The organism is Brevundimonas sp., assembly GCF_030704825.1.
Taxonomy (GTDB): domain Bacteria; phylum Pseudomonadota; class Alphaproteobacteria; order Caulobacterales; family Caulobacteraceae; genus Brevundimonas.
Map to the genome: position 1 here is coordinate 1 of NZ_JAUYNX010000012.1, position 26,629 is coordinate 26,629.

General features: G+C 71.6%; 22 protein-coding genes. 13 read left to right on the forward strand and 9 right to left on the reverse strand.

Annotated features, from left to right (window positions below):
- The first annotated feature begins 475 nt into the window (after positions 1–475).
- From Q8Q71_RS04680 to Q8Q71_RS04715, 8 genes are all read left to right on the forward strand, one after another.
- On the forward strand, positions 476–1,375 hold the full coding sequence (locus Q8Q71_RS04680) for a class I SAM-dependent methyltransferase (protein WP_305758482.1): 900 nt from the start codon (positions 476–478) through the stop codon (positions 1,373–1,375).
- A 74-nt stretch (positions 1,376–1,449) separates the two neighbouring features.
- Positions 1,450–2,142 (forward strand): pseudouridine synthase, encoded by a 693-nt coding sequence (locus Q8Q71_RS04685; RefSeq protein WP_305758483.1) that lies wholly within the window; start codon positions 1,450–1,452, stop codon positions 2,140–2,142.
- Positions 2,139–2,780: a phosphoribosylanthranilate isomerase gene (locus tag Q8Q71_RS04690; RefSeq protein WP_305758484.1), complete on the forward strand. Its 642-nt coding sequence runs from the start codon at positions 2,139–2,141 to the stop codon at positions 2,778–2,780. Before Q8Q71_RS04685 ends, Q8Q71_RS04690 begins: the two co-directional genes overlap by 4 nt.
- A gap of 32 nt (positions 2,781–2,812) precedes the next feature.
- The gene (trpB, locus tag Q8Q71_RS04695; protein ID WP_305758485.1) at positions 2,813–4,027 is read left to right on the forward strand and encodes a tryptophan synthase subunit beta; all 1,215 of its coding nucleotides are present in this window, start codon (positions 2,813–2,815) and stop codon (positions 4,025–4,027) included.
- A 3-nt stretch (positions 4,028–4,030) separates the two neighbouring features.
- Positions 4,031–4,456, forward strand: a complete 426-nt coding sequence (locus Q8Q71_RS04700) for a hypothetical protein (RefSeq protein WP_305758486.1) — start codon at positions 4,031–4,033, stop codon at positions 4,454–4,456.
- Complete coding sequence (gene trpA / locus Q8Q71_RS04705) at positions 4,453–5,283, forward strand: tryptophan synthase subunit alpha (RefSeq protein WP_305758487.1); 831 nt, start codon at positions 4,453–4,455, stop codon at positions 5,281–5,283. Before Q8Q71_RS04700 ends, trpA begins: the two co-directional genes overlap by 4 nt.
- A gap of 9 nt (positions 5,284–5,292) precedes the next feature.
- On the forward strand, positions 5,293–6,189 hold the full coding sequence (locus tag Q8Q71_RS04710; protein WP_305758488.1) for an acetyl-CoA carboxylase carboxyltransferase subunit beta: 897 nt from the start codon (positions 5,293–5,295) through the stop codon (positions 6,187–6,189).
- Between the two features lie 9 nt (positions 6,190–6,198).
- The gene (locus tag Q8Q71_RS04715; protein WP_305758489.1) at positions 6,199–7,485 is read left to right on the forward strand and encodes a folylpolyglutamate synthase/dihydrofolate synthase family protein; all 1,287 of its coding nucleotides are present in this window, start codon (positions 6,199–6,201) and stop codon (positions 7,483–7,485) included.
- A 12-nt stretch (positions 7,486–7,497) separates the two neighbouring features.
- Here Q8Q71_RS04715 and Q8Q71_RS04720 read toward each other — a convergent pair whose 3' ends face one another.
- The 8 genes from Q8Q71_RS04720 to Q8Q71_RS04755 all read right to left on the reverse strand — a co-directional run bounded on the left by Q8Q71_RS04720 (position 7,498) and on the right by Q8Q71_RS04755 (position 18,037).
- Entirely contained in the window at positions 7,498–7,809 is a 312-nt protein-coding gene (locus Q8Q71_RS04720; protein WP_305758490.1) for a hypothetical protein, read from the reverse strand.
- A gap of 89 nt (positions 7,810–7,898) precedes the next feature.
- Positions 7,899–8,237 carry a thioredoxin gene (gene trxA / locus Q8Q71_RS04725; RefSeq protein WP_305758491.1) on the reverse strand — a complete coding sequence of 113 codons (339 nt, stop codon included), beginning with the start codon at positions 8,235–8,237 and terminating at the stop codon, positions 7,899–7,901.
- Positions 8,238–8,335: 98 nt separating this feature from the next.
- Positions 8,336–11,833, reverse strand: a complete 3,498-nt coding sequence (gene addA / locus Q8Q71_RS04730; protein ID WP_305758492.1) for a double-strand break repair helicase AddA — start codon at positions 11,831–11,833, stop codon at positions 8,336–8,338.
- On the reverse strand, positions 11,830–14,916 hold the full coding sequence (addB, locus tag Q8Q71_RS04735; RefSeq protein ID WP_305758493.1) for a double-strand break repair protein AddB: 3,087 nt from the start codon (positions 14,914–14,916) through the stop codon (positions 11,830–11,832). Before addB ends, addA begins: the two co-directional genes overlap by 4 nt.
- Positions 14,913–15,629, reverse strand: coding sequence for an N-acetylmuramate alpha-1-phosphate uridylyltransferase MurU (gene murU / locus Q8Q71_RS04740; protein ID WP_305758494.1), 717 nt, complete (start codon positions 15,627–15,629; stop codon positions 14,913–14,915). Before murU ends, addB begins: the two co-directional genes overlap by 4 nt.
- Positions 15,626–16,714 (reverse strand): N-acetylmuramate/N-acetylglucosamine kinase AmgK, encoded by a 1,089-nt coding sequence (amgK, locus tag Q8Q71_RS04745; protein ID WP_305758495.1) that lies wholly within the window; start codon positions 16,712–16,714, stop codon positions 15,626–15,628. Before amgK ends, murU begins: the two co-directional genes overlap by 4 nt.
- A complete protein-coding gene (tsaE, locus tag Q8Q71_RS04750) occupies positions 16,707–17,177 on the reverse strand; it encodes a tRNA (adenosine(37)-N6)-threonylcarbamoyltransferase complex ATPase subunit type 1 TsaE (protein ID WP_305758496.1) in 471 nt (156 codons plus the stop codon). Before tsaE ends, amgK begins: the two co-directional genes overlap by 8 nt.
- The gene (locus tag Q8Q71_RS04755; protein WP_305758497.1) at positions 17,174–18,037 is read right to left on the reverse strand and encodes a GNAT family N-acetyltransferase; all 864 of its coding nucleotides are present in this window, start codon (positions 18,035–18,037) and stop codon (positions 17,174–17,176) included. The genes tsaE and Q8Q71_RS04755 overlap by 4 nt, the downstream gene beginning before the upstream one ends.
- Before the next feature lie 128 nt (positions 18,038–18,165).
- Here Q8Q71_RS04755 and Q8Q71_RS04760 point away from each other — a divergent pair, with 128 nt between their 5' ends.
- A complete protein-coding gene (locus Q8Q71_RS04760) occupies positions 18,166–20,265 on the forward strand; it encodes a S9 family peptidase (protein WP_305758498.1) in 2,100 nt (699 codons plus the stop codon).
- A gap of 177 nt (positions 20,266–20,442) precedes the next feature.
- Here the strand turns inward: Q8Q71_RS04760 and Q8Q71_RS04765 are convergent, their stop codons facing one another.
- The gene (locus Q8Q71_RS04765; RefSeq protein WP_305758499.1) at positions 20,443–20,760 is read right to left on the reverse strand and encodes a hypothetical protein; all 318 of its coding nucleotides are present in this window, start codon (positions 20,758–20,760) and stop codon (positions 20,443–20,445) included.
- Positions 20,761–20,951: 191 nt separating this feature from the next.
- Here Q8Q71_RS04765 and Q8Q71_RS04770 point away from each other — a divergent pair, with 191 nt between their 5' ends.
- The 4 genes from Q8Q71_RS04770 (at position 20,952) to Q8Q71_RS04785 (ending at position 26,587) form a co-directional block, all read left to right on the forward strand.
- Positions 20,952–22,985, forward strand: coding sequence for an AsmA family protein (locus Q8Q71_RS04770; RefSeq protein WP_305758500.1), 2,034 nt, complete (start codon positions 20,952–20,954; stop codon positions 22,983–22,985).
- 81 nt (positions 22,986–23,066) lie between these two features.
- The gene (locus tag Q8Q71_RS04775) at positions 23,067–23,924 is read left to right on the forward strand and encodes an alpha/beta hydrolase (RefSeq protein ID WP_305758501.1); all 858 of its coding nucleotides are present in this window, start codon (positions 23,067–23,069) and stop codon (positions 23,922–23,924) included.
- A gap of 65 nt (positions 23,925–23,989) precedes the next feature.
- Complete coding sequence (locus tag Q8Q71_RS04780) at positions 23,990–25,096, forward strand: hypothetical protein (protein WP_305758502.1); 1,107 nt, start codon at positions 23,990–23,992, stop codon at positions 25,094–25,096.
- Between the two features lie 45 nt (positions 25,097–25,141).
- The gene (locus tag Q8Q71_RS04785; protein WP_305758503.1) at positions 25,142–26,587 is read left to right on the forward strand and encodes an AMP nucleosidase; all 1,446 of its coding nucleotides are present in this window, start codon (positions 25,142–25,144) and stop codon (positions 26,585–26,587) included.
- Positions 26,588–26,629: the final 42 nt, after the last annotated feature.

The window sequence follows — 26,629 nt, forward strand, 5'->3', positions numbered from 1 at the left end:
CCGCAAGGACCCCCGGGGTCTCCATCCCCCGGGCTTCATCGCTCGACCACAGCCCGCCGTCATCGAGAACGTGGATCCGACGCCCTCCCCTTCGACGGGATGGGCCGGAGTCTAGACCGGGGCCTACATGCGGCGCGCAAATGACGCTGCATTTCCGGAAAGGCGCGGAAAAACAACGGGCGGGTTGCGAAAATTGCTGTGTCTGGAAATGAAATTGTCGCAGCACGAATTCCTTCTCCCCTTGAGGGAGAAGGTGGCTCGCGAAGCGAGACGGATGAGGGGTGAAACACCCGTCTGTCCGTGGACCGCGTCCGTTCTCGCCAATCCGCTCGCGGAAGCAGCCCCCTCATCCGCCCCCTCTGGGGGCGCCTTCTCCCTCAAGGGGAGAAGGAACCGCGCGCCTGGCCCGGAATGACGGTCGCGGAAGGAGAGGTCCGGCTTCGCGCGGCGCCGCATTCCCGCTATAGGCCGCGGCATGACCCCCCTTCTGTATGGCCGCCCGCCGGCGGTGTTCGATCCGCCCGGCGCGGCGACCCAGGTTTCGCCGCTGATTCCCGGCTCGACACCGCTCGAGGACGTGGCCGGGGGCTCGGCCGACGAGATCATGATCTACGCCCCGCCCGGGGTGCTGGAGCGGCGGTACACGCTCGCCCTGGCGCTGAGGGCGCTGAAGCCCGGCGGGCGGCTGGATGTCATGGCGCCCAAGGACAAGGGCGGGTCGCGGCTGAGGAAGGAGCTGGAAGGCTTCGGCGTCGAGGTCGGGGAGAGCGCCAAGGCGCACCACCGGCGCTGCGTGGTGATCCGGCCGGAGACGCTGACCGGAATCGACGAGGCCATCGCCGCGGGGGCGCCGCGTCTGGTCGAGGGGCTGGACGCCTGGTCGCAGCCGGGGATCTTCGCCTGGGACCGGATCGACGCGGGGTCCCTGCTGCTGGCCCAGGCCGTGCCGCCGCTCAAGGGCGCGGGGGCCGATCTCGGCTGCGGCTACGGCGCCCTGGCCACGGTGGCGCTCCGCTCGCCGGCGGTGACTTCGCTGCGCATGATCGATCTGGACCGGCGGGCGATCGAAGCGGCGCGGAAGAATGTCGCCGACCCGCGCGCGCGCTTCGAATGGGCCGATGCGCGCACGGTCGAGGCGGCGGGCGATCTGGACTTCGTGGTCACCAATCCGCCGTTCCACGACGGCGGCGCCGAGGACAAGCGGCTGGGCCAGGCCTTCATCCGGCAGGCCGCCGCGATGCTGGGCAAGGGCGGGGTGCTCTGGCTCGTGGCCAATCGCCATCTGCCCTATGAGGCCGAGCTGAACGCGGCCTTCAAGCGGGTGCGGATGGCCGCCGACGCGGGCGGCTACAAGGTGTTCGAGGCGGTGAAGTGAAGACGCCCTCGGGCTCAGGCAGCGCGAAGCGCGGTAGCCCGCCAACAAGCCGCGTCGACAAGCTTCTGGGCTCGATGGGCTATGGCTCGCGGACCGAGATGGCGCGGCTGGGCAAGGCGGGCGGGATCGTGCTGGACGGGGCCGATCTGACCGATGTGTCGAAGCGGATCGCGGTGACCCCGGACCTGCCGGCGCGGATGGAGATCGACGGCGAGCCGCTGGATCCGCCGCCCGGTCTGGTGATGATGCTGCACAAGCCGCTGGGCATGACCTGTTCGCGCAAGGAGGACGGGGCCCTGGTCTATGACGTCCTGCCGCCGCGCTGGCGGCGGCGCGATCCGGCCATCTCGACCATCGGCCGGCTGGACAAACAGACCACGGGCCTGCTGCTGCTGACCGACGACGGCGACCTGCTGCACCGGGTGATCTCGCCCAAACGGCATGTGGCCAAGGTCTATCGCGCGACCCTGGCGCGGCCGATGGTCGGGACCGAGGGCGACGTCTTCGCCGCCGGGGGGCTGGTGCTGGAGGGCGAGGACAAGCCGCTGTCGCCGGCCGTGCTGGAGGTGCTGTCGCCCACCGAGGCGCGGCTGACCGTGACCGAGGGCCGCTATCACATGGTGCGGCGGATGTTCGCGGCGGTGGGCAACCACGTCGAGGGCCTGCACCGCGAGCGGGTCGGCGGCCTGGCCCTGCCGGACGATCTGGAGCCGGGGGACTGGCGGCTGCTGGATCAGGGCGGGATCGACGCCATATTCGCCGCATGACCGCCCACGCCAAGATCTGCGGACTGACCACGCCGGACGCCCTGGACGCGGCGCTCGCGGGCGGCGCGGCCTTCGTCGGGGCGGTGGTGTTTCCGAAAAGCCCGCGCCACATCGAACCATTGCATGCGGCGACCCTGTTCGAGCGGGCGCGCGGCAAGGCGAAGATCGTGGCCGTGACGGTGGACGCCGACGACGCCCTGGTGACCGAAATCGCCCTGATCCTGAAGCCGGATCTGATCCAGCTGCATGGATCGGAGACCCGCGAGCGGGCGGAACAGGTCCGGATGCTGACCGGGGCGGGGATCATCAAGGCGCTGCCGATCCGGACCCACGAGGATTTCGCGGCGGCGGACGACTGGGAGCCGTTCGCCGATCATCTGATGTTCGACGCCAGGCCGCCCGAGGGGTCCGACCTGCCGGGCGGGGTCGGGGCGCGGTTCGACTGGGCGCTGCTGGCCGGCAAGGCCTTCCGCCATCCGTGGTTCGTGGCCGGCGGGCTGACGCCGGACAATGTGGGCGAGGCGATCCGGATGTCCGGCGCGCCCCTCGTGGACGTGTCCTCTGGCGTGGAAACCGCGCCGGGTGTTAAGGACGCAGCCCTGATCGCGGCGTTCCTGGAGGCGACGCGGTCGGCCTGATTTCCGCCGCTCCCCCGCGCGAAGGCTAAGACGTGAACGCCATCCTTCCCAATCGCTACGCCCTGCCCGACGCCGAGGGCCGTTTCGGTCCCTATGGCGGGCGGTTCGTGGCCGAGACCCTGATGCCGCTGGTTCACGAACTGAACGCGGCGTACGAGGCGGCCAAGGCGGATCCGACGTTCCAGGCCGAGCTGGACGGCTTCCTGACCGACTATGTCGGCCGGCCCAGCCCGCTGTATCTGGCCGAGCGGCTGACGGAGCACTATGGAGCCGCCGACATCTGGTTCAAGCGCGACGAGCTGAACCACACGGGCGCGCACAAGATCAACAACTGCATGGGCCAGATCCTGCTGGCCATGCGCATGGGCAAGACGCGGATCATCGCCGAGACCGGGGCCGGCCAGCACGGGGTGGCCACGGCGACGGTCTGCGCCCGCTTCGGCCTGAAATGCGTGGTCTACATGGGCGCGACCGACGTCGAGCGGCAGATGCCCAACGTCTTCCGCATGAAGCTGCTGGGGGCCGAGGTGGTCCCGGTGACGGCGGGCCGGGCGACGCTCAAGGACGCCATGAACGAGGCGATGCGCGACTGGGTCACCAATGTCGAGGACACCTACTATCTGATCGGCACCGCCGCCGGGCCACACCCCTATCCGGCCATGGTGCGCGACTTCCAGACGGTGATCGGCAAGGAGACGCGGATCCAGATGCTGGCCCGCAAGGACAAGCTCCCTGACGCCTGCGTGGCGGCGATCGGCGGCGGGTCCAACGCCATCGGCCTGTTTTATCCCTTCATCGAGGACGCCGGCGTGCGGCTGATCGGGGTCGAGGCGGCCGGGCGCGGGCTGGACGGGCCCGACCATGCGGCCAGCCTGCAGGGCGGGCGGCCGGGCGTGCTGCACGGCAACCGGACCTATCTGCTGCAGGACGACGACGGCCAGATTCTGGAGGGCCATTCGATCTCGGCCGGCCTGGACTATCCCGGCATCGGGCCCGAGCACGCCTGGCTGAAGGACATCGGCCGCGCCGAATACCGCGCCGCCACCGACGCCGAGGCGCTGGAGGCCTTCCAGCTGTGCTCGAGGCTGGAAGGGATCATTCCGGCGCTGGAGCCCAGCCACGCCCTGGCCCGGGTGGGCGAGATCGCGAAGGAAGTCGGCAAGGGCGGCGACGTCGTGCTGAACATGTGCGGGCGGGGCGACAAGGACATTTTCGCCGTGGCGAAACATCTGGGCGTGGAGTTGTAGACCATGAAGATCGTGATGATGGCCGCCGCGGCGGCGCTGATGGCCGGGCCGGCGATGGCGCAGGAATCGCCGGAAACCCTGGTGTTGCCCGGCGCCACCCTGGCCCCCGATTGCGGCAATCTGTACGGCCTGGCCGGCCGCGCCTTCTGCGTCAGCGCGCCGCTGGCGGGGATCGGCGCCTTGGCCGACGCCTATATCGCCGACCTGAGGACCAAGGGCTGGCTGCCGGCCGGGGGCGAGGACAACCGCGTGGTCTTCGTGCGCCGCCGCGACGGCGGCGGCTGCGACGGCCTGCAGATGCAGGCCTTCTACGACACCTCGCGGCCCGCCGGTCCGGACGCCATCGGCTATCTCGGCTTCGGCCCCATTCCGGGCAATGTCTGTTCGGACCAGCCGACCCCGCTGCCGACGCCCGCGCCGGCGCAATGACCACCGCCCGCATCGACGCCCGTTTCGCCGCGCTGAAGGCCGAGGGCCGGGCGGGGTTCGTAGCCTATGTCATGGCCGGCGATCCGACGCGGGACGAGGCGCTGCAGATCTTGCGCGGCCTGCCGGCGGCGGGCGCGGACATCATCGAGCTGGGCTTTCCGTTCTCGGACCCGATGGCCGAGGGGCCGCCGATCCAGCGCGCCGCCCTGCGCGGACTCAAGGCCGGGCTGACCCTGAAGGGGACGCTGGCGCTGGCGGCGGACTTCCGCGCCGGCGACGCCGACACGCCGGTGATCCTGATGGGCTATCTGAATCCGATCGAGAGCTACGGCCATGACGCCTTCGCCCGCGACGCGGCGGCGGCGGGGGTGGACGGGGTGATCGTGGTCGACTGCCCGCCCGAGGAGGCCGGGCCGCTGTCAGACGCGCTGGACGCGGCCCGGGTGTCGCTGATCCGGCTGGCCACGCCGACCTCGGACGACGCCCGGCTGAAGATCATCGCCGAACGGACCTCGGGCTTCGTCTACTATGTCTCGGTCGCGGGCGTGACCGGGGTCAAGGAGGCCCAGACCCTGTCGGTGGCGCCGGCCGTCGAGCGGGTGCGCAAGGCCTCGGGCCTGCCGGTCGCGGTCGGTTTCGGGGTGAAGACGCCGGACCGCGCCGCCGACATCGCCCGGGTCGCCGACGCGGTGGTGGCGGGCTCGGTTCTGGTCGACGAAGTGGCGGCGGCGCTGGCGGCGAACGAACCCGCGGCTCCGCGCGTTCTGGCGAAGGTGAAGGCCCTCGCGGACGCGGTCCGGGGTGCGCGGGTCGCGGAAACGGTCTAAAGCGCGCCCATGGCTGAGAAGACTCCCCCCAAACCCCAGGAAAAGCGCGGCGGCTGGCTGTCGCGCTTCGCCCCCGGCGTGCGCAAGATCGTCAGCCGGCGGGACACGCCGGACAATCTGTGGGTCAAGGACCCGGACACGGGCGAGATGCTGTACCGCCCGGATCTCGAAGGGTCTCTGTGGGTCACGCCCTCGGGCCGGCACATGCGCATCGACGCCCCGACGCGGCTGCGCTTCACCTTCGACGACGGCGCCTTCGAAAGCATCGACACCCCGGACGTGCCCGAGGACCCGTTGAAATTCTCGGACGGCAGGCCCTACAAGGACCGGCTGGCCGCGGCGCGCAAGGCGGCGGGCCGCAAGGACGCCATGGCCATCGGCTTCGGCGAGCTGGACGGGACCGAGGCGGTCGTCATCGTCCAGGACTTCACCTTCATGGGCGGTTCGCTGGGGATGGCGGCGGGCGAGGCCTTCATCGCCGCGGCCCGGGCGGCCATAGAGCGGGGCGTTCCCCTGGTCTGTTTCACCGCCGCCGGCGGGGCGCGGATGCAGGAAGGCGCCCTGAGCCTGATGCAGATGGCCCGCACCACCCTCGCCGTCCAGGAGCTGAAGGCGGCGCAACTGCCGTTCGTGGTGGTGCTGACCGATCCGACCACCGGCGGGGTCACGGCCAGCTACGCCATGCTGGGCGACGTGCACCTGGCCGAGCCGGGCGCCCTGATCGGTTTCGCCGGTCCGCGGGTGATCGAGGCGACGATCCGCGAGAAGCTGCCTCCCGGCTTCCAGCGCGCCGAATACCTCCAGGAAAAGGGCATGGTCGACAAGGTCGTGCCGCGAGCGGAGCTGACCGAAACCCTGGGCCGGATCCTGTCGATGCTGATGGGCGGGACGCGCCGCGCGGCGTAGTCTGGGCTGATGGATCCGATTTCGGAACGGCTACGCGCGCGCCATCCGCAGCGCATCGACCTGTCGCTGGAGCGGATGCGGGTTCTGTGTGCGGCGCTGGGCGATCCGCAGCGCCGGCTGCCGCCGGTCATCCATGTGGCCGGCACCAACGGCAAGGGCTCGACGGTCGCCTTCATCCGCGCCATCGCCGAGGCGGCGGGCCTGACGGTCCATGCCTACACCTCGCCCCATCTGGTCCGGTTCAACGAACGGATCCGCCTGGCGGGCCAGCTGATCGGGGACGACGCACTGAACGCCATCCTCGACCGGGTCGAGGCCGCCATCGACCGCGACGGGTCGGAGGCCACGGTGTTCGAGAGCGCCACCGCCGCCGCCTTCGTGGCCATGAGCGAGACGCCGGCGGACCTGGCCCTGGTCGAGGTCGGCCTCGGCGGGGTGCTGGACGCCACCAATGTGATCGAACGCCCGCTGCTCAGCGTCATCGCCCCGGTCGATCTGGATCATGCCGAATTCCTCGGCGACAGCCTGCGCGGCGTGGCGGTGGAGAAGGCCGGGATTCTGAAGCCCGGCGCGCGCGGCCTGATCGCGCGGCAGCCGGAAGAGGCCATGGCGGCGATCGAGGCGGCGGCGCGGTCGGTGCATGCGCCCCTGACCGTCATGGGCGTGGATTTCGACGCCTGGGCCGAGCGCGGCGGCATGGCCTTCCAGGACCAGGAGCGGTTCCTGGACCTGCCCGCGCCGGCCCTGGTCGGACCGCACCAGATCGCCAACGCCGGCCTGGCCGTCGCCGTGGCGCTGGAACTCGACCTGCCCGAGGCGGCGATCGCCGGGGGGCTGCGCGCCGTGCGCTGGCCCGCGCGTCTGCAGCGGCTGACGACGGGCCCCTATGGCGAGGCGGCGCGGGCGGCGGACGCCGAGCTGTGGCTGGACGGCGGCCACAATCCGCACGCGGCCCGGGCCCTGGCGGAGGCCCTCGCCGAGCGTCAGGCGAAGGCGCCCCGGCCTCTGGCGCTGATCGTCGGCATGCTGGCCAACAAGGACGCCGGCGGCTTCTTCGAGGCGCTGAGGGAGTCGGGCGCGGCGGTCTTCACGGTGCGCTTCGACGGCGCCGCGGCCGAGCCCGAGGCGCTGGCGGCGGTGGCGCGGGGCCATGGGCTGGGCGCGACCCCCTGCGCCTCGGTCGGCGAGGCGCTGGAACGCGCCCTGCGCCTGGGCGCGGGCCGGGCAGCCATCTGCGGCTCGCTCTATCTGGCGGGCGAGGTGCTGGGCGCCGCGCGCGAGACCTGGCCGGACTGACGGATCCCGGCTCTAGCTGCCGTTCGGACCGCCCGGCGTCGCGGCCGCGCCCTCGTCCGGGAAGCGGACGCGCTGCAGGTTTCGCAGGAATTCCCGGGTCTGCTGATCCTGCACGCCGGCGCGCGGAACATCGCGGCAGACGCGTTGCTGCATGTTCGAGCCCGTGGCCCGCTCCATGCGGCAGATGCGGCGGGTGTCGCCCTCCGGCCCCGGGGGGGCGTCGGCGGGGCGGACCTCGGCGGGCGGGGTGTTTCCGGCGATGACGGTGACGACCTGCCCGCCGTCGAACAGCAGGGCGGAGGCGATGAGGGCGGCGGTCAGCATGACGACACTCCAGCGTCCATGGGTTGAACCTGGAAGAAGAACACTGATCGCCGGCCCCTGCAAATGGCGGCGAGTCCGACCCTCGACCGTCAGGCGACGGGTTGGCCGATGCCGGCTTCGGCCAGCCATTCGACGATCTTGCCCTTGGGCATGGCGCCGACCTTCATCGAGGCCATCTGGCCGTCCTTGAACAGCATCAGGGTCGGAATGCCCTTCACGCCCAGTTTCGACGGGATCATCGGGCTGTCGTCGATATTGACCTTGGCGATCACCACCTGGCCGGCCAGTTCGTCGGCGATCTGCTCCAGCGCCGGACCGATCTGCTTGCACGGTCCGCACCATTCGGCCCAGAAATCGACCAGAACGGGGGTGGCCGACCTGAGCACGTCGGCGTCGAAACTGTCGTCAGTGACCTTGACTGTGGCCATGGGGGATTCTCCGGATCGGCCGGCCATCATGGAGTGATTCCGGCGCTTCGAAAGCCGATGTGGGGCGCCGCACCGGCCAAATCAACGCAGGCGCCGTCTCAACCGGACAGGGCCGCCTCCATCATCACCCGGGGGACCGCCATGAGCCGGGGCCCGTCGGTCCAGACCAGGGCCGCGTCCACCCCGCGATCCGGGTACAGGTCCCGCAGGATCGAGACATAGACAGCCAGCTGCAGAACATAGGCCGGGTCGGCGTCCTCGATCCGGGCCGGGGCGGGGCGGTTGGTCTTGTAGTCGACCACCAGCACCCGGTCCGGCGTGACCACCAGCCGATCCATCCGCCCCGACACCGGAATGGCGCCGACCGAGCCGGTCAGGGCCACCTCGGGCCGCGAGCCCGGGCCGAAGACCGGCGCGAAGCCGGCGTCGTCGAGCACGGCGAAGGCGGCGGCGATCATCTCCTCGCGCTGGGCGTCATCGAGGTCCCGCTCCCGGGACAGCATGCGGCGGGCGGCGTCGGCGCGTTCCGGCGGCGGAATGTCGGGCAGTCGCTCCAGCAGACGGTGGATCAGATCGCCGCGCCGGAACCGGCCCAGCGGCGCGCCGGGTCCGGCCGTGGTCGCCAGCGGGGACGGCGCGGGGATGCGCGCCGTCTCTTCCATCTTCGACGGCGAGGCGAAGCGGGCGGCGTTGTCCGGGGCGGGCTGCGCGTGGGCCCAGAGCGGCGCCGCCGCGAAGCCGCGCCCGGTGGAGGTCGCCGCGGCCAGGATTTCGGGATCGACCCCGAAACGCAGCACGCCGTCGCCGATGTCGCGGACATTCAGCGGATCGTCCTGGCCCAGTCTCTGGAAGGTGTCGGCGACGACGCTCCACCAGCTGCCGGCCTCGAACCCCTCCTCGGGCCGCCGGAGGGCGCGGCCCATGATCACCAGCCGGTCGCGGGCGCGGGTCAGGGCGACATAGAGCAGACGAAGGGATTCGGCGTCGGCGCGGGCGGCGCGGGCCTCGCGGGCGGCCCTCGAGGCCGGACAATCTTCCTTCGCCGAGCCGGGGCACATCAGCCAGCCCTCGCCCTCCTCGCCGTCGTCGCCGGCGGCGGGCATCAGGGTCGGGCCCTGCGGCTTGGCCCGGGAGGTGGTGTCGGGCAGGATGACGACCGGCGCCTCCAGACCTTTCGCGCCGTGCACGGTCATGACCCGGACCTCGTTGCGGGCCCCTTCCATCTCGCGCTTGACCTCGACGTCGGCGGCTTCCAGCAGGGCGACGCAGGTCTCCAGATCGACGCCGCCCCGCCCCTCGGCGGCCAGCACCTGGGCGAGGGTCTCGTCGATCGCCTCCTCGGCCTCGCGGCCCAACCGGGCGAGGATGCGGGCGCGGCCCGAGACGCCCGTCCCGTCGACCCGGTTCAGCAGGCTGGAGAAGAAGGCGAAGGGGTCGCGGTCGCGGGCGTCCAGCGCGGCCTGGACGAAGTCGCGGGCGCGGCGCCATTGCGGCTGCTCCTCCGCCCGGCGTTGCAGTTCGCGCCACAGCGAACGGCTCGCGCGGGCCTCCTTGTCGGCCAGCGGATAGAGGCTGTGCGGATCGCCGAAATCGGTCACGTCGCAGAAGGGGCTGCGCAGGACCTCGGCCAGCGACAGATCGTCGTCGGGGTAGAGGGCGAAGCGGGCCACGGCGATCAGGTCGTCGAAGACGATATGGCTGCTCAGCTTCAGCCGGTCGGCGCCGGCGACCGGCACGGCCTCGGCCTTGAGGGCCCGGATGATCTCCTCGAACAGGGCGTCGCGGCGGCGCACCAGAACGAGGAAGTCGCCCCAGCGGGCCGGGCGCATCCCGCCGGGCGTATCGCGGTCGTGGACGGCGGTCCCGGCCTCGACCTGTTTGCGGACGTCGCGGGCGAGGGCCTGGGCCAGCTGTTTGCGGCCGCTGCGGGCGTCCTCCTTGTCGACGGGGGCGTTCCAGGCCTCGCGGTCCGGCGTCGCGGGATCGTGGAACAGGGGCCAGAGATCGATCGAGCCGTGCTGACCGATGCGGGCGGGATGGTGGGTGGGGATGTCGCCCAGGACGCCGACGAGGGCGCGGGTGCGCTCCGGACCCTCGAAGGCGGCGTCGACGAAGGCCAGCACCTCCTCGGTGGAACGGAAGGAGGTGTCGAGCGGCACCTCCTCGAACGGCCGTCCGGCGCCGCGGGCCAGCGCCTCATAGGCCCGGGCTTCCTGCCGCAACCGCTCGGGGCGGGCGCCCTGGAAGGAGTAGATGGACTGTTTCTCGTCCCCGACGGCGAAGACGGTGCGGGGGATGCGGGGCGGACCGTCCTCCCGGCGGGCGGACCCCTCGCCCGAGAAGAACTCCTCGGTCAGGGCCTTGAAGATGGCCCACTGATCGGGGGCGGTGTCCTGGGCCTCGTCGACGAGGACGTGTTCGATGCCGCCGTCCAGCTTGAACAGCACCCAGGCGGCGGTGGCGCGTCCGGTCAGCAGCTCGACCGTGCGCACGACGAGGTCGGAGAAGTCCAGCGCGCCCTGGCGGATCTTGGCCGCCTCGTAGAGGGCGGCGTGGGCGTGGGCGAGGGTCAGGGCCTTGACCGTGTCGTCGGCGACCTTCGCCGCCCGCATCCGGTCAAGGACGGCGCAGTATTTGAGCGAGACGGAGTCGAGGTATGCGGCCGCCGCGGGCGGGGCGCTCTTCGTGCCGAATTTCGTCCGCGGCTCGCCCCTGGAGTCGATGAAGAGGGCCTTCATGGCGGCGAGGCTGGCGTGGGGCGGGACCGCCTCGCGCATCTGCGCCGCGATCCTCTGGTCGTTGGCCGAACCCATGGCGAAACCGTCGGCGGCGGCGCGCCAGGCGGCGGGGTCGAGCCAGTTCAGGAAGTCGCTTTCGATCGCGGCGGGGGTCTCGTCTTTCGAAACGCCGGCCAGGATATGCGGGCCGGGGGCGGCGCCCGAGGCGACCCGGCCCACCCAATCGATCAGCTTGCCACGCTCGCTCTCGATCATGGCCAGCAGGGCGTGGAAGGCCTTCCAGTCCAGCTCGACGGCGAAATGGGAATAGGCGGCGCCCACGGGCCCGTCGGGGTCCTTCAGCGCCTCGCGCGCCAGATCCTCGCGGGCCTGGTGCGACAGGGCGACGGCGGCCTCGTTCTCCAGCACCCTGAAGGCGGGCGAGACCCCGGCCTCGATCGGAAAGCGGCGCAGCAGCTTTTCGCAGAAGGCGTGGATGGTCTGGATCTTCAGCCCGCCCGGCGTCTCCAGGGCGCGGGCGAACAGGCGGCGGGCCTCCTTCAGGTCGGCGGGCTTCAGGCCGGCCGGGTCGCGGCCGTCCAGCCGGGCCAGGTCGCCGGACAGGTCGGCGTCGTCCATGACCGCCCAGCGGCCCAGCTTGTCGAACAGCCGGGCCTGCATCTCGGCGGCGGCGGCCCTGGTGTAGGTGACGCACAGGATCTCGCCGGGCGGGACCTTGCGCAGCAGCAGCCGGGCCACGCGGTCGACGAGGGTCGTGGTCTTGCCCGAACCGGCGTTGGCGGTGACGAAGACCGAGCGACCCGGGTCGGCGGCGGCGGTCTGGTGGGCGCGGGCCTGGTCGAGGGCGGAAAGGATCATTCGGGGGCCTCGTCCTCGCCGCCGACGACGTGCCATTCCCAGACCCGGGCCAGGTGATCGTAGTTGCCGCCGAAATTGCCCATGAACTGGGGCGCGGCCCAGGAGACATAGGGCCGGGCCTCATCGTCGAAGGCGGCGACGCCGTCGACCAGCCGGGCCAGCTCGCGCCCGGCCAGCTCCGCGGCGGTCAGGGGCTGGCCGCGGGTGACCTTGCCGACGTCGACGGCCTCGCCCGGGGTCTTGCGGCCGGTGACCTTGACGTAGAGCAGCTCGGACGCGGGCGTCGGCGGGGCGCCGGGGAAGCCGCCGGCGGCGAGGATGGCGGCGGTCAGGGTCAGCTGGGGCGCGAAGCCCTGGGCCACCTGTTTCGCGCTGGGGGTCGAGCCGGTCTTGAAGTCGATGATGGCGGCGCCGTTCGCGTCCAGTTCGATGCGGTCGGCCTTCGCCGTCAGGGTGAAGGGGCCGGCCGGGGCGCCGAAGGTGATCTGGCCCGTCTGTTCGATCAGCAGGGTCGCGCCGCGCGACCGGCGCTCGCGCTCCCAGCCGGCCAGCCAGACGGCGCAATTGCGGGCCAGCGGCGTCTCGCGGGCCATGGCGTGGTCCTCGAAGCCGGCCTCGTCGAGCGCCTCGCGCAGAAAGCCCTCGATCTGGTCGGCGCAGTCCTCGGGCAGGGCGTCGGGCCAGCTGAGTACGACGCGTTCGATGGCGCGGTGCACGGCGTTGCCGCGCGCCATGGCCTCTGCCGAGGCGCCGGGGCGGTCGAGCTTCTGCAGGCCGAGGATGCGTTGGGCGTAGACGGCGTAGGGGTCGCGGACCCAGCGCTCGACGCCGGTGACCGGCAGCTGGCGCGGGCGGCGGCGAACGGGCGGGGTCGGGGCCGGGCGGCGCGCGTAACGCGGTGGTCCCGTCGGCGGGACATCCAGCCCGCGGGCCACATCCACGGTCGCGGACGGGCGTTCGAGGACGACGGGGGTGGAAGGGGCGTCGGCCCCGCGGGTCAGCATCTCCAGCCGCCACAGCCAGCGCGACTTGACCGCGGGCTGGCCGCCGCGGCGTTCGGAATGGACCAGTATGGCCTCGTCGGCGCAGGCGGCCTGGACGAAGTCCTGGGCGGTCTGGCCGAGGCGGCGCTCGGGCGGCGGCAGGCCGAGGGTCTGGCGCATGGGCCGCGACAGGAAGGGATCGGTCGGGGCGGCGTTGGGCCAGACGCCCTCCTCCAGCCCGGCCAGGATCATGCGGTCGGCCCTGACCAGCCGGGCCTCGATGGCGCCGAGGATGCGCAGGCGCGGCTGGGTGGCGCCGCCCGTGCGCACCGTCTCCTCGGCCAGCAGGCCGCGGACGAGGTCGGAGAACTCGGCGCGCGACACGCCGCCCAGCGACGCCCCGCCCTCGATCAGGCCGGACAGCAACGAGGCGGCGGCCTCGCCGTCGGGACCGGCCCAGGCGTCCTGCCCGGCCAGGGCCTCGATCAGTCGGGTCAGGGCGCGAGCGGCGGCGTCCAGCGGGGCCCCGGGCGTGAAGGGGACGAGGGCGGCGGCGGACAGGGCCTCCAGCCGGTCGACCAGGGCTCCGGCGGCGGCGAGGCGGGCGCGGGTTCCCTCGGACGCGGCCTTGCCGTCGTCGCGGGGTTCGCCGGCCCTGAGCAGGGCGCGCCGCAGCCGGCTCCAGTCGCGATGGCGCGGGCCGCGCAGGGCGTGGCGCTCGAGCGCGCGCAGGGCGAGGGCGGGGTCGGTGTCGCCGGGATCGAGCCGGGTCAGGGGGTGTTTCACCAGGCCCAGCAGGGCGTGCGGGTCGAGGGGCTTGTCGACGAACCGGACGGCGAGATCGATCAGCCGCCCCGCCGGCATGCGCGACAGCGGCTGGCCGGACGAGACGTCGGCGGCGACGCCCCAGCGCTCGAGCCGGGCGGCGACGCGGCGGCCGAGGGCGAGGTCGGGGGTGACGAGGGCGCAGGTCTTGCCGGGCGTTTCAAGCGTCTCGCGCATCATCAGGGCGAGGGCGGCGGCGGCGTCCTCCTCGGCCCGGACGGTGACGACCGACAGGCCTTCCAGCCCTTGTGCGATCGGGTCGGCGGACTGTTCCTTGAAGGCGTCGGCGCGCAGGGCGGCGATGACGGTGCGCCAGTCGTCTGTCGCATCGGCGGGACGCAGGGCCTCGTTGATCAGCCGCTGCCGGGCGCGACCGCGCGCCTCGGCCACGGCGCTTTCGGCGGGCCTGAACCACGGGCGGACGTCGGCGCGTTCGGCGCGGCCGTCGAGCAGCCGCCACAGGGCGTTCTGCGGATGCTGCTCGTTGTCGCCCAGGGTCGCCCAGACCGCCGGGTCCAGGTCGCGATCGAGGCCGGGCAGGACGACGCAGCCGCGCGGGGCGGCGGCGACGGCGGCCAGCACGTCGGCGGCGGCGGGGGCGGTGCCTGTCGAGCCGGCGGCGATGACGGTCTGGCTCGGCGGCCGCTCGGTCCAGGCGGTGGCCAGCAGGCGCAGCAGCCGGGCGCGCCGCCAGGCCGGATCGACCAGGCCCATGGCGTCCAGCCGCTTCGGCCAGGCCTCGACGGCGAGGGCGAGGAATTCGGCGGACTCGCGCCAGTGTTCGGCCAGGTCGCCCTCGACCAGGGTGGCGACGCGGTGCAGGTCCCCGATCTCTTCCAGCTGGCAGGAATCGAGGAAGCCGCCGAGGGCGTCGGCCATCTCCAGCGCGCGCGGGGGCGACAGGCCGGGACGGAAGTCCTCGACGATCATCCGCGCCATCTCGAAGCGGCGGGTCAGGGGGGCGATGGCCGGCGGCAGGTCGAGGCCCAGTTCGCCGGGCGCGAACGGCGGCTCGTCCTCTTCCAGATCGCCGAGCGGACGGACCTGCGGCAGCAGCAGGGGGCGGCCGCCGGCCTGTTTCGACAGGGCGGCGGCGAAGGCGCGGGCGGCGCGGCGGTTGGGCAGAAGGATGACGGCGTCGGACAGGGCCTCGGGCGGATGGTCGCCCAGCCAGTCCAGCACCCCGGCGGCCAGGTCCTCGAGGAAGGGCCGCCGCGCCTCGATGGCGTACCAGCGCGCGCCAGCCGGTTCAAAAGGGTCGAAGCGGGCGGTCATTCCCTCGCCAGTTTCGCCTCGGCCTCGTCGCGGGCCTGAGGGTCGCCGACATGCATCCAGTCGCCGTCGAGGATGCAGCCATAGAGGCGGCCCGCGGCGGCGGACCGGCGCCAGAAACCGCTCAACGAAAAGGGTCCGTCCGGTCCGTCGGCGACATAGTCGGGGCGGCAGATGTGGACGCCCATATAGGCGAAGGGGGCGGAGGCCGCGTCGCCGCGGAAGGTCAGCCGGCCGTCGTCCGCGAGGAAGAAATCGCCGTCGCCCTCGAAACCAATCGAGCCTTCGCGTCTCGCGAGAAGAAGCGCCGCATCCATGATTGACGGATTCCACAGCCGGGCGAGTTGATTCAGCGCGTCCCCCTTCGGGTCGGTCCAGACGCTGTCGATATTGGCGACGAAGACCGGGTCAGGCCCGAGTAGCGCCGAGGCCTTCTTCAGTCCGCCGCCGGTTTCCAGCAGTTCGGCGCGTTCGTCCGAGATGACGACGTCGGGGGCCCGGCCCCGGGCGGCCAGATGGCGTTCCAGGCGGTCGGCGAACCAGTGGACATTGACCACCGCCCGCTCGACCCCGGCGTCGGCCAGCCGGTCCAGCACATGGTCGATCAGGGCCCGGCCGCCGACCTCGACCAGGGCCTTGGGCCGGTCGTCGGTCAGGGGGCGCATGCGCGTGCCGAGGCCGGCGGCCAGCACCATCGCGGTCGTCGGGGCGCTCATCGGCGTCTCGCTTCCGGGACATGAGTGTCGAACCAGCGGGCGACAGGTTCGAGTCCAGGCGCCTTCAGATTGACGTCCAGATGGGCCCACATGCGCGGCATGAAGGCGCGATAGCGCGGCTTGCCGTCGCGGACGATCAAGCGGGCGAAGATTCCCAGGATGCGGGCCTCGTTCAGGGCCGCCAGTCCGGCATAGTCGCGCAGGAAGGCCTCGCGGTCCGTCGCGGGGCGCAGGGCGAAATAGTGATCGAGCGCCCGGGCCTCCAGCGACGCCGGCACATCGCGGCGGGCGTCCTGCAACAGGGAATGCAGGTCCCAGGACGGGTGGGCGCGCACGGCGTCCTGGAAGTCGATCAGCCCGACCCCGGCGGCGCCGCCGCGGTCCGGCAGGCGGATCAGGTTTTCGGCGTGATAGTCGCGGTGGGCCATGACCGTGGCCCCGGCCGCGCCGCGCGCCGTCACCGGAGCCCAGGCGGCGCGCCATGCCTCGATCGCGGCGGCGTCGAAGATCAGGGCCGGATCCAGCTTCGGCATCCATTCCACGAACAGGTCGGCGCCGCCCTGAAGCGCGGTCTCGTCATAGGCCAGCAGCGGCCAGTCGCCGGCGGCTCCGCTCAGAACCTCGGGCAGGGCGGCGTCGTGCAGGGTCGCCAGAGCCTCCACGGCGGCGAGGTACAACGGCTCCTCGGGCTCCCCCCGTTCGATCACCCGGGCGAACAGGTCGTCGCCGAAATCCTCCAGCACGGCCAGACCGGCGGCGGCGTCGACGGCGACGATCTCGGGCGCGGACAGGCCGATCGACCGCAAGTGGGCGGCGACGGCGGCGAAGGCCTCGATCCGCCCGGCGGACAGGCGGGCCACAGCGTTCCAGCCCTCGGCTCTGCGGCGCTCGGGCGACCACGACGGATCGGCGGGCGGGCTTTCGGCGGCGGGCGGCTGGTCCATCAGCATCAGATTGACGCCCGACGGCGTGGTCAGCCGCTCGTAGCGGCGCGTCGAGGCGTCGCCCGCCAGCGGCGTGCGGACGGCGTCGGCGAGGCCTGCCGCTTTCAGGAAGTCGAGGCGCTGCTGTTCACGGTCAGACATGAAGGTCCCTGAGCTTCCCTTTCCATGCGCCCGCGCCGGAAACGGTCGCAACCCGGCCCTCGCCCTGCTCGGCGAGGGTCACGGTCAGGATGTCGGGGCCCAGCCACCGGGCCGGATCGTCGCCCAGCCGTTCGGGCCATTCGATGATCGCGCAACCGTGGTCCAGGGCCTCGTCCAGGCCGATCTCGGACGCCTCCTCAGGCCGGGTCAGCCGGTAGAGGTCGAAATGGGCCACCGGGGGATCGCTTTCATAGAACTGGACCAGGGTGAAGGTCGGCGATGGCACGTCCTCGTCGGGCCGGGTCAGGGCGCGGATCATGCCGCGCGCGAGGGTCGACTTGCCCATGCCCAGCGGACCGTACAGCAGCACCGCCTCGCCCGGCGCCAGGAGGGGGGCGATCGCCGCGCCGAGACGGGCGGTGGCCCCGGCGTCGGGCAGAACCCGTTCGCGCGCCTCGCTCATGCGAATTCGGCGTCCGGCTGGCTGGGCAGGACCCGCTCTGTGAAGGCCTTGAGGCCGTAGGTCGCCCGGGCCGCGTCGATATCGAGCCGCGAGGGCGGGATCGGCTTGCCGACCTTGAGCTGGAACGGCTTCCGCCGCTTGTTCAGCAACTCGTGGAACAGGGTGATGTCGCGCAATTCCGGCGACACCCGGTCGAACAGGTGGAACAGGGTCGAGGTGGGCCCGGCCACATGGACCGGCACGATGGGCGCGCCGTATTTGCGCGCCAGGGAGGCGGCGGTCGGGGCCCATTCCGGATCGGTGACCGAGCCGTCGCGGGCGACGCGGGCCAGCCGTCCGGCCGGAAACATGACCACGCAGCGCTCGGCCTCGAACGCGGCCTTGGCCGCCTGCAGGGTGGCGCGGGTCTTTTCGCGCGTGCGCTTCTCCACCACCCATTCGACCGGAATCACGGCCTCGCCCAGCCGCGGCGAGACCCGCAGGGCGTCCGCGTTGGCGAAGAAGACGGCGTCGGACCGTCGCCGGCGGACGGCGTCGAACATGGCGATGCCGTCGGCGATGCCCGTCGGGTGGTTGGCGACGACGATGCAGCGGCCCCCGGCGGGAATCCGCTCGCTGTTCATCACCGTGACCTTCAGGTCCATCAGGTCGCTCATATAGTCGAGCGCTTCGGACCCCGACAGAGGGCGGACGGCGTCGGCCATGCGCACGGCGTGACGGTAGTTCAGCAGCCTGTAGAGAACCGGCCGGATCACCGGCCAGGCCAGCGACCCGGTCAGGCGGGGCGCGCGCTCGGCGATCAGCACGTCGCAGATGTGCGGTTCGCGGCGGGTCGACGTGAGGGCGACGGTCTCGGTCATTCGCCCCGGTTGTCGCCGCTCGCGCGGGCCTCCGCAAGCGGCTTCCTGGCCGGGCCGCCTTTGACGCGCGCCGCGCCGGTGCTACCCCTTCGCGCCGAGCAATTCGTCCCCCGTTCGAGGAAGCCCGCATGCGCCGATCCATCCGCCTTCTCACCGGCCTGAGCGCCCTCGCCCTGCTGGCCTCGGCCGCCCTTCCGGCCCTGGCCGAGGCGCCCGCGGCCCCGCCCCCCGCGACGCAGGCGGTCAACACCTTCACCTGGCAGGACATGATCGGACTCAACCGGCTGGGCGATCCGCAGGTGTCTCCGGACGGGCGGCGGGTCGTCTATTCGGTGACCGCCACCGACGTCGCCGCCAACCGCCGCTCGGGCGCCCTGTTCATGATCGACCTGAACGAGCCCGGCGAGCCGGTGCGGCTGGCCATCAACGAGGGCGGGGCCAATACCGCGCGCTGGGGCTCCGACGGGACTCTGTATTTCCTCTCGGGCCGCTCGGGCTCCAGCCAGGTCTGGCGCGCCGGGGCCGACGGGACCGGCCCCGTGCAGGTCACCAGCCTGCCGCTGGACGTCAACGCCTACCGCCTCAGCCCCGACGCCTCGAAGGTCGCGGTGTCGCTGGCGGTGTTCCCCGATTGCGCCGACCTGGCCTGCACGGTCGACCGGACGAAGGCCGTGGCCGACGACCCCGCGACCGGCCAGGTCTACGACCGGATGTTCGTGCGCCACTGGGACACCTGGAACGACGGAACCCAGAACCACCTGTTCGTGGTCAACGCCGACGGCTCGGGCGAGCCGGTGATGGTCACCCGCGGCTTCGACGGCGACACCCCCTCCAAGCCCTTCGGCGACGAGAGCGAGTTCGTCTTCGCCCCCGACGGCCAGTCGATCGTCTTCTCGGCGCGGATGGCCGGTTCGTCGGAGCCGTGGAGCACCAATTTCGACATCTACCGCACCAACGGCCTGGGCGGCGACGGGACCTTCGAGAATCTGACCGACGACAACGACGCCTGGGACACCGGCCCGGTCTTCTCGCCCGACGGCCGGACGATGGCGTATCGCGCCATGGCCCGCCCGGGCTTCGAGGCCGACAAATACGCCATCTTCCTGCGCGACATGGCCACCGGACAGGTGCGCCAGATCGCGGCTGACTGGGACCGTTCGGCCGACACCCTGCAATGGTCGCGCGACGGACGGACGCTCTACACCACGGCCGGAGACGTCGGTCAGACCCGCATCTTCGCCATCGACACGACCCGCGGCTCGGTCACGCCGATCACCGGCGAGGGCCATGTCTCGGCCTTCCAGCAGACGCCTTCGGGCTTCGTCTTCGCCCAGGACAGCCTGGTCCGGCCCAGCGAACTGTTCGTCAAGACCTTCCGGGGCCGGGAAATGCCGCGCCGGATCACCGACGTGAACCCCGCGCTGGACGCCGAGACCTTCGGCGAGCCCGAGCAGTTCAGCTTCCCCGGCTGGAACGGCGAGACGGTGCACGGCTATGTCATCAAGCCCGCCGGCTACGTCGAGGGCGAGAAATATCCCGTGGCCTTCCTGATCCACGGCGGGCCGCAGGGCTCGTTCGGCAACAGCTGGTCGTATCGCTGGAACCCGTCGACCTACGCCGGGGCCGGCTATGCGGTGGTGATGATCGATTTCCACGGCTCGACGGGCTACGGCCAGGCCTTCACCGACTCGATCAGCCAGCACTGGGGCGACCGCCCGTTCGAGGATCTGCAGAAGGGCTGGGCCTTCGCCCAGGAACGCTATCCCTTCCTCGACGGCGACAACGCCTGCGCCCTCGGCGCCTCCTACGGCGGCTATATGGTCAACTGGATCGCCGGAAACTGGCCGGGCGAGTTCAAATGCCTGGTCAACCACGACGGCGTCTTCGACACCTTCGGCATGGGCTATTCGACCGAGGAGCTGTGGTTCACCGAATGGGAGAACGGCGGCACGCCGTACGACAATCCACGCGCCTACCAGGAATTCAACCCGGCCAACCATGTGCGGAACTGGCGCGACCCGATGCTGGTGATCCAGGGCGACCTCGACTACCGCATCCCGACCGCCCAGGGCCTGTCGACCTTCACCGCCCTGCAGCGGCGCGGGATCGACAGTCGGCTGGTCTTCTTCCCCAACGAGAACCACTGGGTGCTCAAGCCGGCCAACAGCCGCCAGTGGCACACCGAGGTGTTCGGCTGGCTCGACAAATATCTGAAGCCCGCCGAATAGGGCCGGGTCCCGGGCGACGGATGAAGGGCGCTTCCCCGCGGAAGCGCCCTTTGCCGTTTCTCTGCCAGACCATTTTTGCTTCAGGTCGGATCGACCTGAATCCAAAAAATGGTCCAGCATCATACTGGAGCGAAATCTGAGCCTTGGCGGACTGCATCCACCAAGACCGATTTCGCTCTAGCGTACGGCGGCGTAGGTGGCGGCGGCCTCGCGATAGCGGACGTGCTCGCGCGCCGTCATGCAGCGCGGCGCGTTCCAGGCCGGGTCGGACGGCCGCACCGACAGGGCCTCGCGGGCCGTGACGAACACCGGCGGCGCCCCGTGCTGGCGAATGAAGGCCCGGCGGGTCGCCTCGTCGGTGTCGCAGATCAGCACCGCGCGCGCCGAGGCCAGGCTCGCATCCTTGCCCGGGTCGCCCGCCGAGACGGCGCCGGCCGGCAGAATCGCCGCGGCGGCCAGGGCCGCCAGGCCGACAAACGGGGTGAATGTGCGCATCTCGATCGCTCCCGAACGCCTGAAAGAAGTCAGGACCCGGAGGGAATAATGCGCTCTTCGCTGCGAATGTAAAGATTATGCGACGATTTCGAGTACGAAGTTTGACAGGGCGGATCGCCAGCCCGGCATGAGGCTTTCCGGAACTTCGCGCGTTGTGGAAAGTCCTGCGGAGTTCCCTCTTGCCCAAACCCTTGAAAGAGAACCCGAACTGGCTCGTGGTGCGGGATCGCGCCCTGGTTCCCGCCGGCGCGTGGGCGCGATCGCGCCGCGACTGGATCGTGACCCGCGATCCGGTCTACGCCGGCCTGCGCCGGCCGGGCCGGACGGAGCAGATCGCCGCCGGGGCGACCGTGGCCCTGCTCGCCCTGATGGTCGTCCTGCTGATGCTGTTCCAGTGGAACTGGCTGCGCGGGCCGATCGGCGACTGGGCCTCGGCGCGCTACGACCGCGAGATCGAGCTGAACGGCGACCTCGACGTCAACCTGTTCAGCGGAACGCCCTCGGCGCGGATACGCGGCCTGAGGATCGGCGGGCCGGACTGGGCGGCCGAACGCGACACCCTGAGGGTCGAGGACATCCAGGCCTCGGTGAAGATTCTGCCCCTGCTGTCGGGCCGGATCGAGATGCCGGCCCTGACCATCACCCGGCCCGAGGCCGTGCTGATCGCCACCGAGGACGGCCGCAAGAGCTGGAAGCTGGATCCGGATGCGCCCGACACCGGCGAGGGGCTGAAACTGCCGCCGATCCACCGGCTGACCATTCGGGACGGCCGGCTCAGCCTCACCGAGCAACGCCGCGACATGACGCTGGAGGCCACGATCACCGCCCGGGAAGGCACGGACGGCGAGGCCGGCTTCCATCTGGACGGGCGGGGAACGATGAACGGCACGCCCCTGACCCTCACCGTGCGCGGGGGGCCGTTCATCAACATCCGCCGCGACCGGCCCTACGCCTTCACCGCCGAACTGGCGGGGGTCGGTTCGCGGCTCAAGGCGGACGGCAGCATCACCCGCCCGTTCGATCTGGGCCAGTTCCAGGCGGCCCTGAGTCTGCAGGGACGCGACATGGCCGACCTGTATCTGCTCACCGGCGTCACCACGCCGAACACCCCGCCCTATCGCCTCAGCGGCGCCCTGACGCGCGACGACGCCCTGTTCACCTTCAGCGACTTCAGCGGCCGGGTCGGCTCGTCGGACCTGTCGGGCGACCTGACGGTCAACAAGGTCGGCGACCGGCGCCGCGTCGAGGCCGACCTGCGCTCGCGCCTGCTCGACATCGAGGACCTGATGGCGGTGCTGGGGGCCGAGCCCCGGGTGACCCCGTCGGGCGATACGGTGGTCACCTCGGGCGCCCCGGGGCGGCTGCTGCCCGACGCGCCCCTGAACGTCGAGCGGCTCAGGGTCATGGACGGGACGCTGCGCTACCGGGCGGCGCGGGTTAAGCGCAACGACCTGGACATCCGTCAGGTCGATCTGGGCGCCGAGCTGAAGGACGGAATCCTCAACCTCGATCCGGTGGCGTTCAACTTCAACCGCGGCGAACTGCGCGGCACGGCGCGCATCAACGCCACACGGGACATGCCCTATACGACCGCCGACTTCCGCCTGCGCGGCTATCCGCTGGAATCGATCATTCCCGCCCGCGACGGCGTGCCGACGGTGACGGGCCGCGCGCTGGGCCGCGCGAAGCTGGAAGGGCCCGGGGCGTCGGTGCACGATTTCGCGGCCGGGTCGAAAGGCGCCATCAGCCTCGTGGTGCCCCAGGGCCAGATGCGAGCGGCCTTCGCCGAACTGCTGGGCATCAACCTGACCGCCGGCCTCGGCAAGCTGCTTTCGGGCGATACGGGTTCATCGGAAATCCGCTGCGCCGTGGCCGACTTCACCGTCAGCGGCGGCACGGCGACCGCCCGGACCTTCGTCATCGACACCACCCCCGTGCTGGCGCGGGGATCGGGAACCATCGACCTCGGGGCCGAGACGATGAACCTCCGGATCGACGGCGAGACCAAGCAGGCGCGTCTGATCCGGCTCTGGTCGCCGATCGTGGTCCAGGGACCGCTGACGGGGCCCAAGGTGGGCGTGGACAGCGCCTCGGTCGCCGGCCAGGTCGGCCTCGGGGCGGCCCTGGGCGCCCTGATCAACCCCCTGGTCGCCCTGTTGCCCTTCGTCGATCCGGGCCTGGCCGAGGACGCCAACTGCGGGGCCCTGATCTCGTCGGCGCGCTGACCCGCGCATCGAGCCGGACGTTGAGCCGGGAGCGGGTTGCGGTATCGTGACGCCGACACGCTTTCCGACGCCAGGGACCGCATGACCCGCAGAGGCCTGTTCGCACCCGCTCTCGGTCTGCTCGCCGCCGCCTGTTCGCCGCTGAGCCTGCTCAACAGCCTGGGACCGCGCGACCGGGGCGCCCGCCGGGTCGTCCGCGACCTTCCCTACGGCGACGACCCTCGCCAGCGTCTGGACCTCTACGCCCCCGACGCCGCCGGCCGGCGGCCCTGGCCGGTGCTGGTCTTCTTCTACGGCGGCGGCTGGGACAGCGGCGCGCGCGGCCAGTACGCCTGGGCCGCCCACGCCCTGGCCGCGCGCGGCTTCCTCGTCGCCGCGCCGGACTACCGCGTCGCGCCGGGCGTCCACTTCCCCGCCTTCATCGAGGACGCCGCCGCGGCCGCGGCCCGGGTCGCCGGGGTCGCGGCGGGATACGGCGGCGATCCGGTCCGGCTCGGCGTCATCGGCCATTCGGCGGGCGCCCATCTGGCCATGATGATCGCACTGGACCGGCGCTACATGGCCGCCGCCGGACAGCCCGATCTGATCAAGGCCGCCGCGGGACTGGCCGGGCCCTACGACTTCCTGCCGTTCGACGTTCCCGCCTCGGTCAACGCCTTCGGCCGCGCGCCGGACCCCACCCTGACCCAGCCGGTCACCTTCGCCCGCGCCGACGCCCCGCCCTTGTGGCTGGGCCACGGCGTCGAGGACGTCGTGGTCCACGCCGAGGACAGCACCATCCTGTGCGAGCGGATGCAGGCGGTCGGCGGGCGCTGCGAAGCGAAACTCTATCCCGGCCTGAACCACGCCGACCTGATCGCGACCTTTTCACCCCTGTTCCGCGGGAAGGCCCCCGTGCTGGACGACGTCGCCGCCTTCCTGCACCGCGAACTGGGCTGACGTCAGAAGGCGTCAGTGGAGCGCCTTCACGCGCGCGCGCAGCATGGAGCATGGGGAGACACCGCATGCGCGCTCTGGCCGTTCTGACTCTGGCGTCACTGACCCTGGCCGGGGCCGGCCCCGTGACCGGCCAGACGCCCACGATGGAGCAGGCCTTGCGGCGGGCCCAGGACTATTCGCCCCTGCCGCTGACGCTGGCGCGGGAACAGGCCGACTGGCTGGAGAGCCACGCCAACCTGCCGGAAGGCTTCGACCCCGCCGACGACATTCAGTCCCGCATCGAGGCCCTGACAGCCCAGGCCGATCGGGACGCGGGTCTGGCCCGGACCATTTTCCGCGACGGCGCGCCGCCCCTGGGTCGCGAATGCGTCGCCACCGGCCTGAAAGGCTGCACCTCCCCGATGGGCGGCTATCTCGCCCTCGACGAGGGCGGGCTGCACTGGCAGCTCCAGCAGGGATTCACCGACGAGGATGGCGTTTCGGGCGGCATCGTCTTCATCGGCGACGCGGGCGCGGCGCGGATGGGCCCCACGGCGCCCATCGCCTGGAGTTTCGACGGCGCCCGCTTCGAGGCCCCGGTCCTGCTCACCGGCCCCGAGTTCGACGGCAAGGCCTATATCGCCGTCCCGGGCGTCCGCGCCGGCTCGGGCTCCGGCAACGCCGACGTGCTGTTCCGCTGGGACCTGCCCGACACCCGCAGGTTGACCCAGATCGACACCTGGAGCTGGCGCGACAGCCTCGACGTCATGCTGCCCGAGGGGCTGGGAATCTGGCAGGGCGTGCGGTTCGACTGGCCCAATATGACGGCCTTCACTCCGCTGTGGCAGGCAGGCGACGGCCACTGCTGCGGCACCGGCGGGACCGCCATACTGTCCTTCGACATCGAGGGCGAAAAGCTGGTGCTGGCCCACGTCACGGTGCGCGATGCGGTGCTGGAGACGGCGGCGCGGACGCCGGCAGAGGTGTTCGACTACGTCGGCCGTCGGGGCGGCTGCGACCGCCGGGGCGGCGAGGAACCGGTCGACGCGGCCGCCGGAACCATCATGGCGGGGGCCATCCCGGACCCGGGCTGCGCCACGCTGAGGGCCGACGGCGCGGCCCTGAGGCGCAGATACGCCGACGATCCGCGCACCCTGGCGGTGATCGCCCGGGCCGAGGCGCCGAGGGACTAAGCTCCGCCGTCTCGCCAAGGTCATGATCATCCGCTAGAGGAGGCCATGACAGAAACAATGACAGCACAGGCGGCGCTGGACCGCCTCGAAACCCTCTACGAACAATCCGTCTCGAACCTGCGCACCGCGGTCGGGACCTTCCTGCGGACCGGCGAGCGCGCCGATCCCGAGGCGCGGGCCAGGGGCCTGTTCTCCTATCCCCAGCTCAGGGTCAGCTGGTTCGGCGACCGACCGGCGAATCTGGCCACGCGCGCCTACGCCCGACTGTCGCGCCCCGGCGTCTATTCGACCACCATCACCCGCCCCGACCTGTTCCGGCCCTATCTGGCCGAGCAACTGTCCCTGCTGGAGCAGGACTACGGCGCCACCTTCGAGGTGCGGCCGTCGGACCAGGAGATTCCCTTCCCCTATGTGATGGACGGTTCGGACGTGGCCCTGGACCGCAGCCAGACCGCGGCCGTCGCCCGCTATTTCCCGACCACCGACCTGGCCCATATCGGCGACGAGATCTCGGACGGCCTGTTCGACCTGGCCGAGGACTTCCCGCTGGCCCAGTTCGACGGCCTGCGCACCGACTTCTCCCTGGCCCGGCTGCGGCACTACACCGGCACGCCGGTCGAGGACGTGCAGAGCTATATCCTTTTCACCAACTACAATCGTTACGTCGACGAGTTCGTGCGCTGGGCCTGCGCCCAGCTGGCCGATCCGAACAGCGCCTACGAGAGCCTGGTCTGCGCCGGCGGGGTGGTCATCACCCGCGACACGCCCGATCCCGAGCAGGCGGTGATGGACGCGGCCTGGAAGAAGCATCAGATGCCGGCCTATCACCTGACGGCGCCCGGCTGGAACGGCATCACCCTGGTCAACATCGGCGTCGGCCCGTCCAACGCCAAGACCATCTGCGACCACCTGGCCGTGACCCGGCCCCACGCCTGGATGATGATCGGCCACTGCGGCGGCCTGCGCGACAGCCAGGTGATCGGCGACTACGTCCTGGCCCACGCCTATCTTCGCGACGACCATGTGCTGGACGCGGTGCTGCCGCCGGACATCCCCATCCCCTCGATCGCCGAGGTCCAGCGCGCCCTCTACGACGCCGCCAAGATGGTCTCGGGCGCGCCCGGCGAGGAGGTCAAGCGGCGGCTGCGGACGGGCACGGTGGTGACCACCGACGACCGCAATTGGGAGCTGCGCTATTCGAAATCCGCCCAGCGCTTCAACCAGAGCCGGGCCGTGGCCATCGACATGGAAAGCGCCACCATCGCGGCCCAGGGCTATCGCTTCCGTGTGCCCTACGGGACCCTGCTGTGCGTCTCGGACCGGCCGCTGCACGGCGAGATCAAGCTGCCGGGCCAGGCCAACCGCTTCTACGAGGGCTCGATCTCGGAGCATCTGCAGATCGGCATCCAGGCCGTGGACCTGCTGCGGGCCGAGGGCGCGCGCCTGCATTCGCGCAAGCTCAGGGCCTTCGACGAGCCGCCGTTCAGATAAGGAATGCCGTCTCCCTCCCCCTTGTGGGGAGGGTGGTCGCGC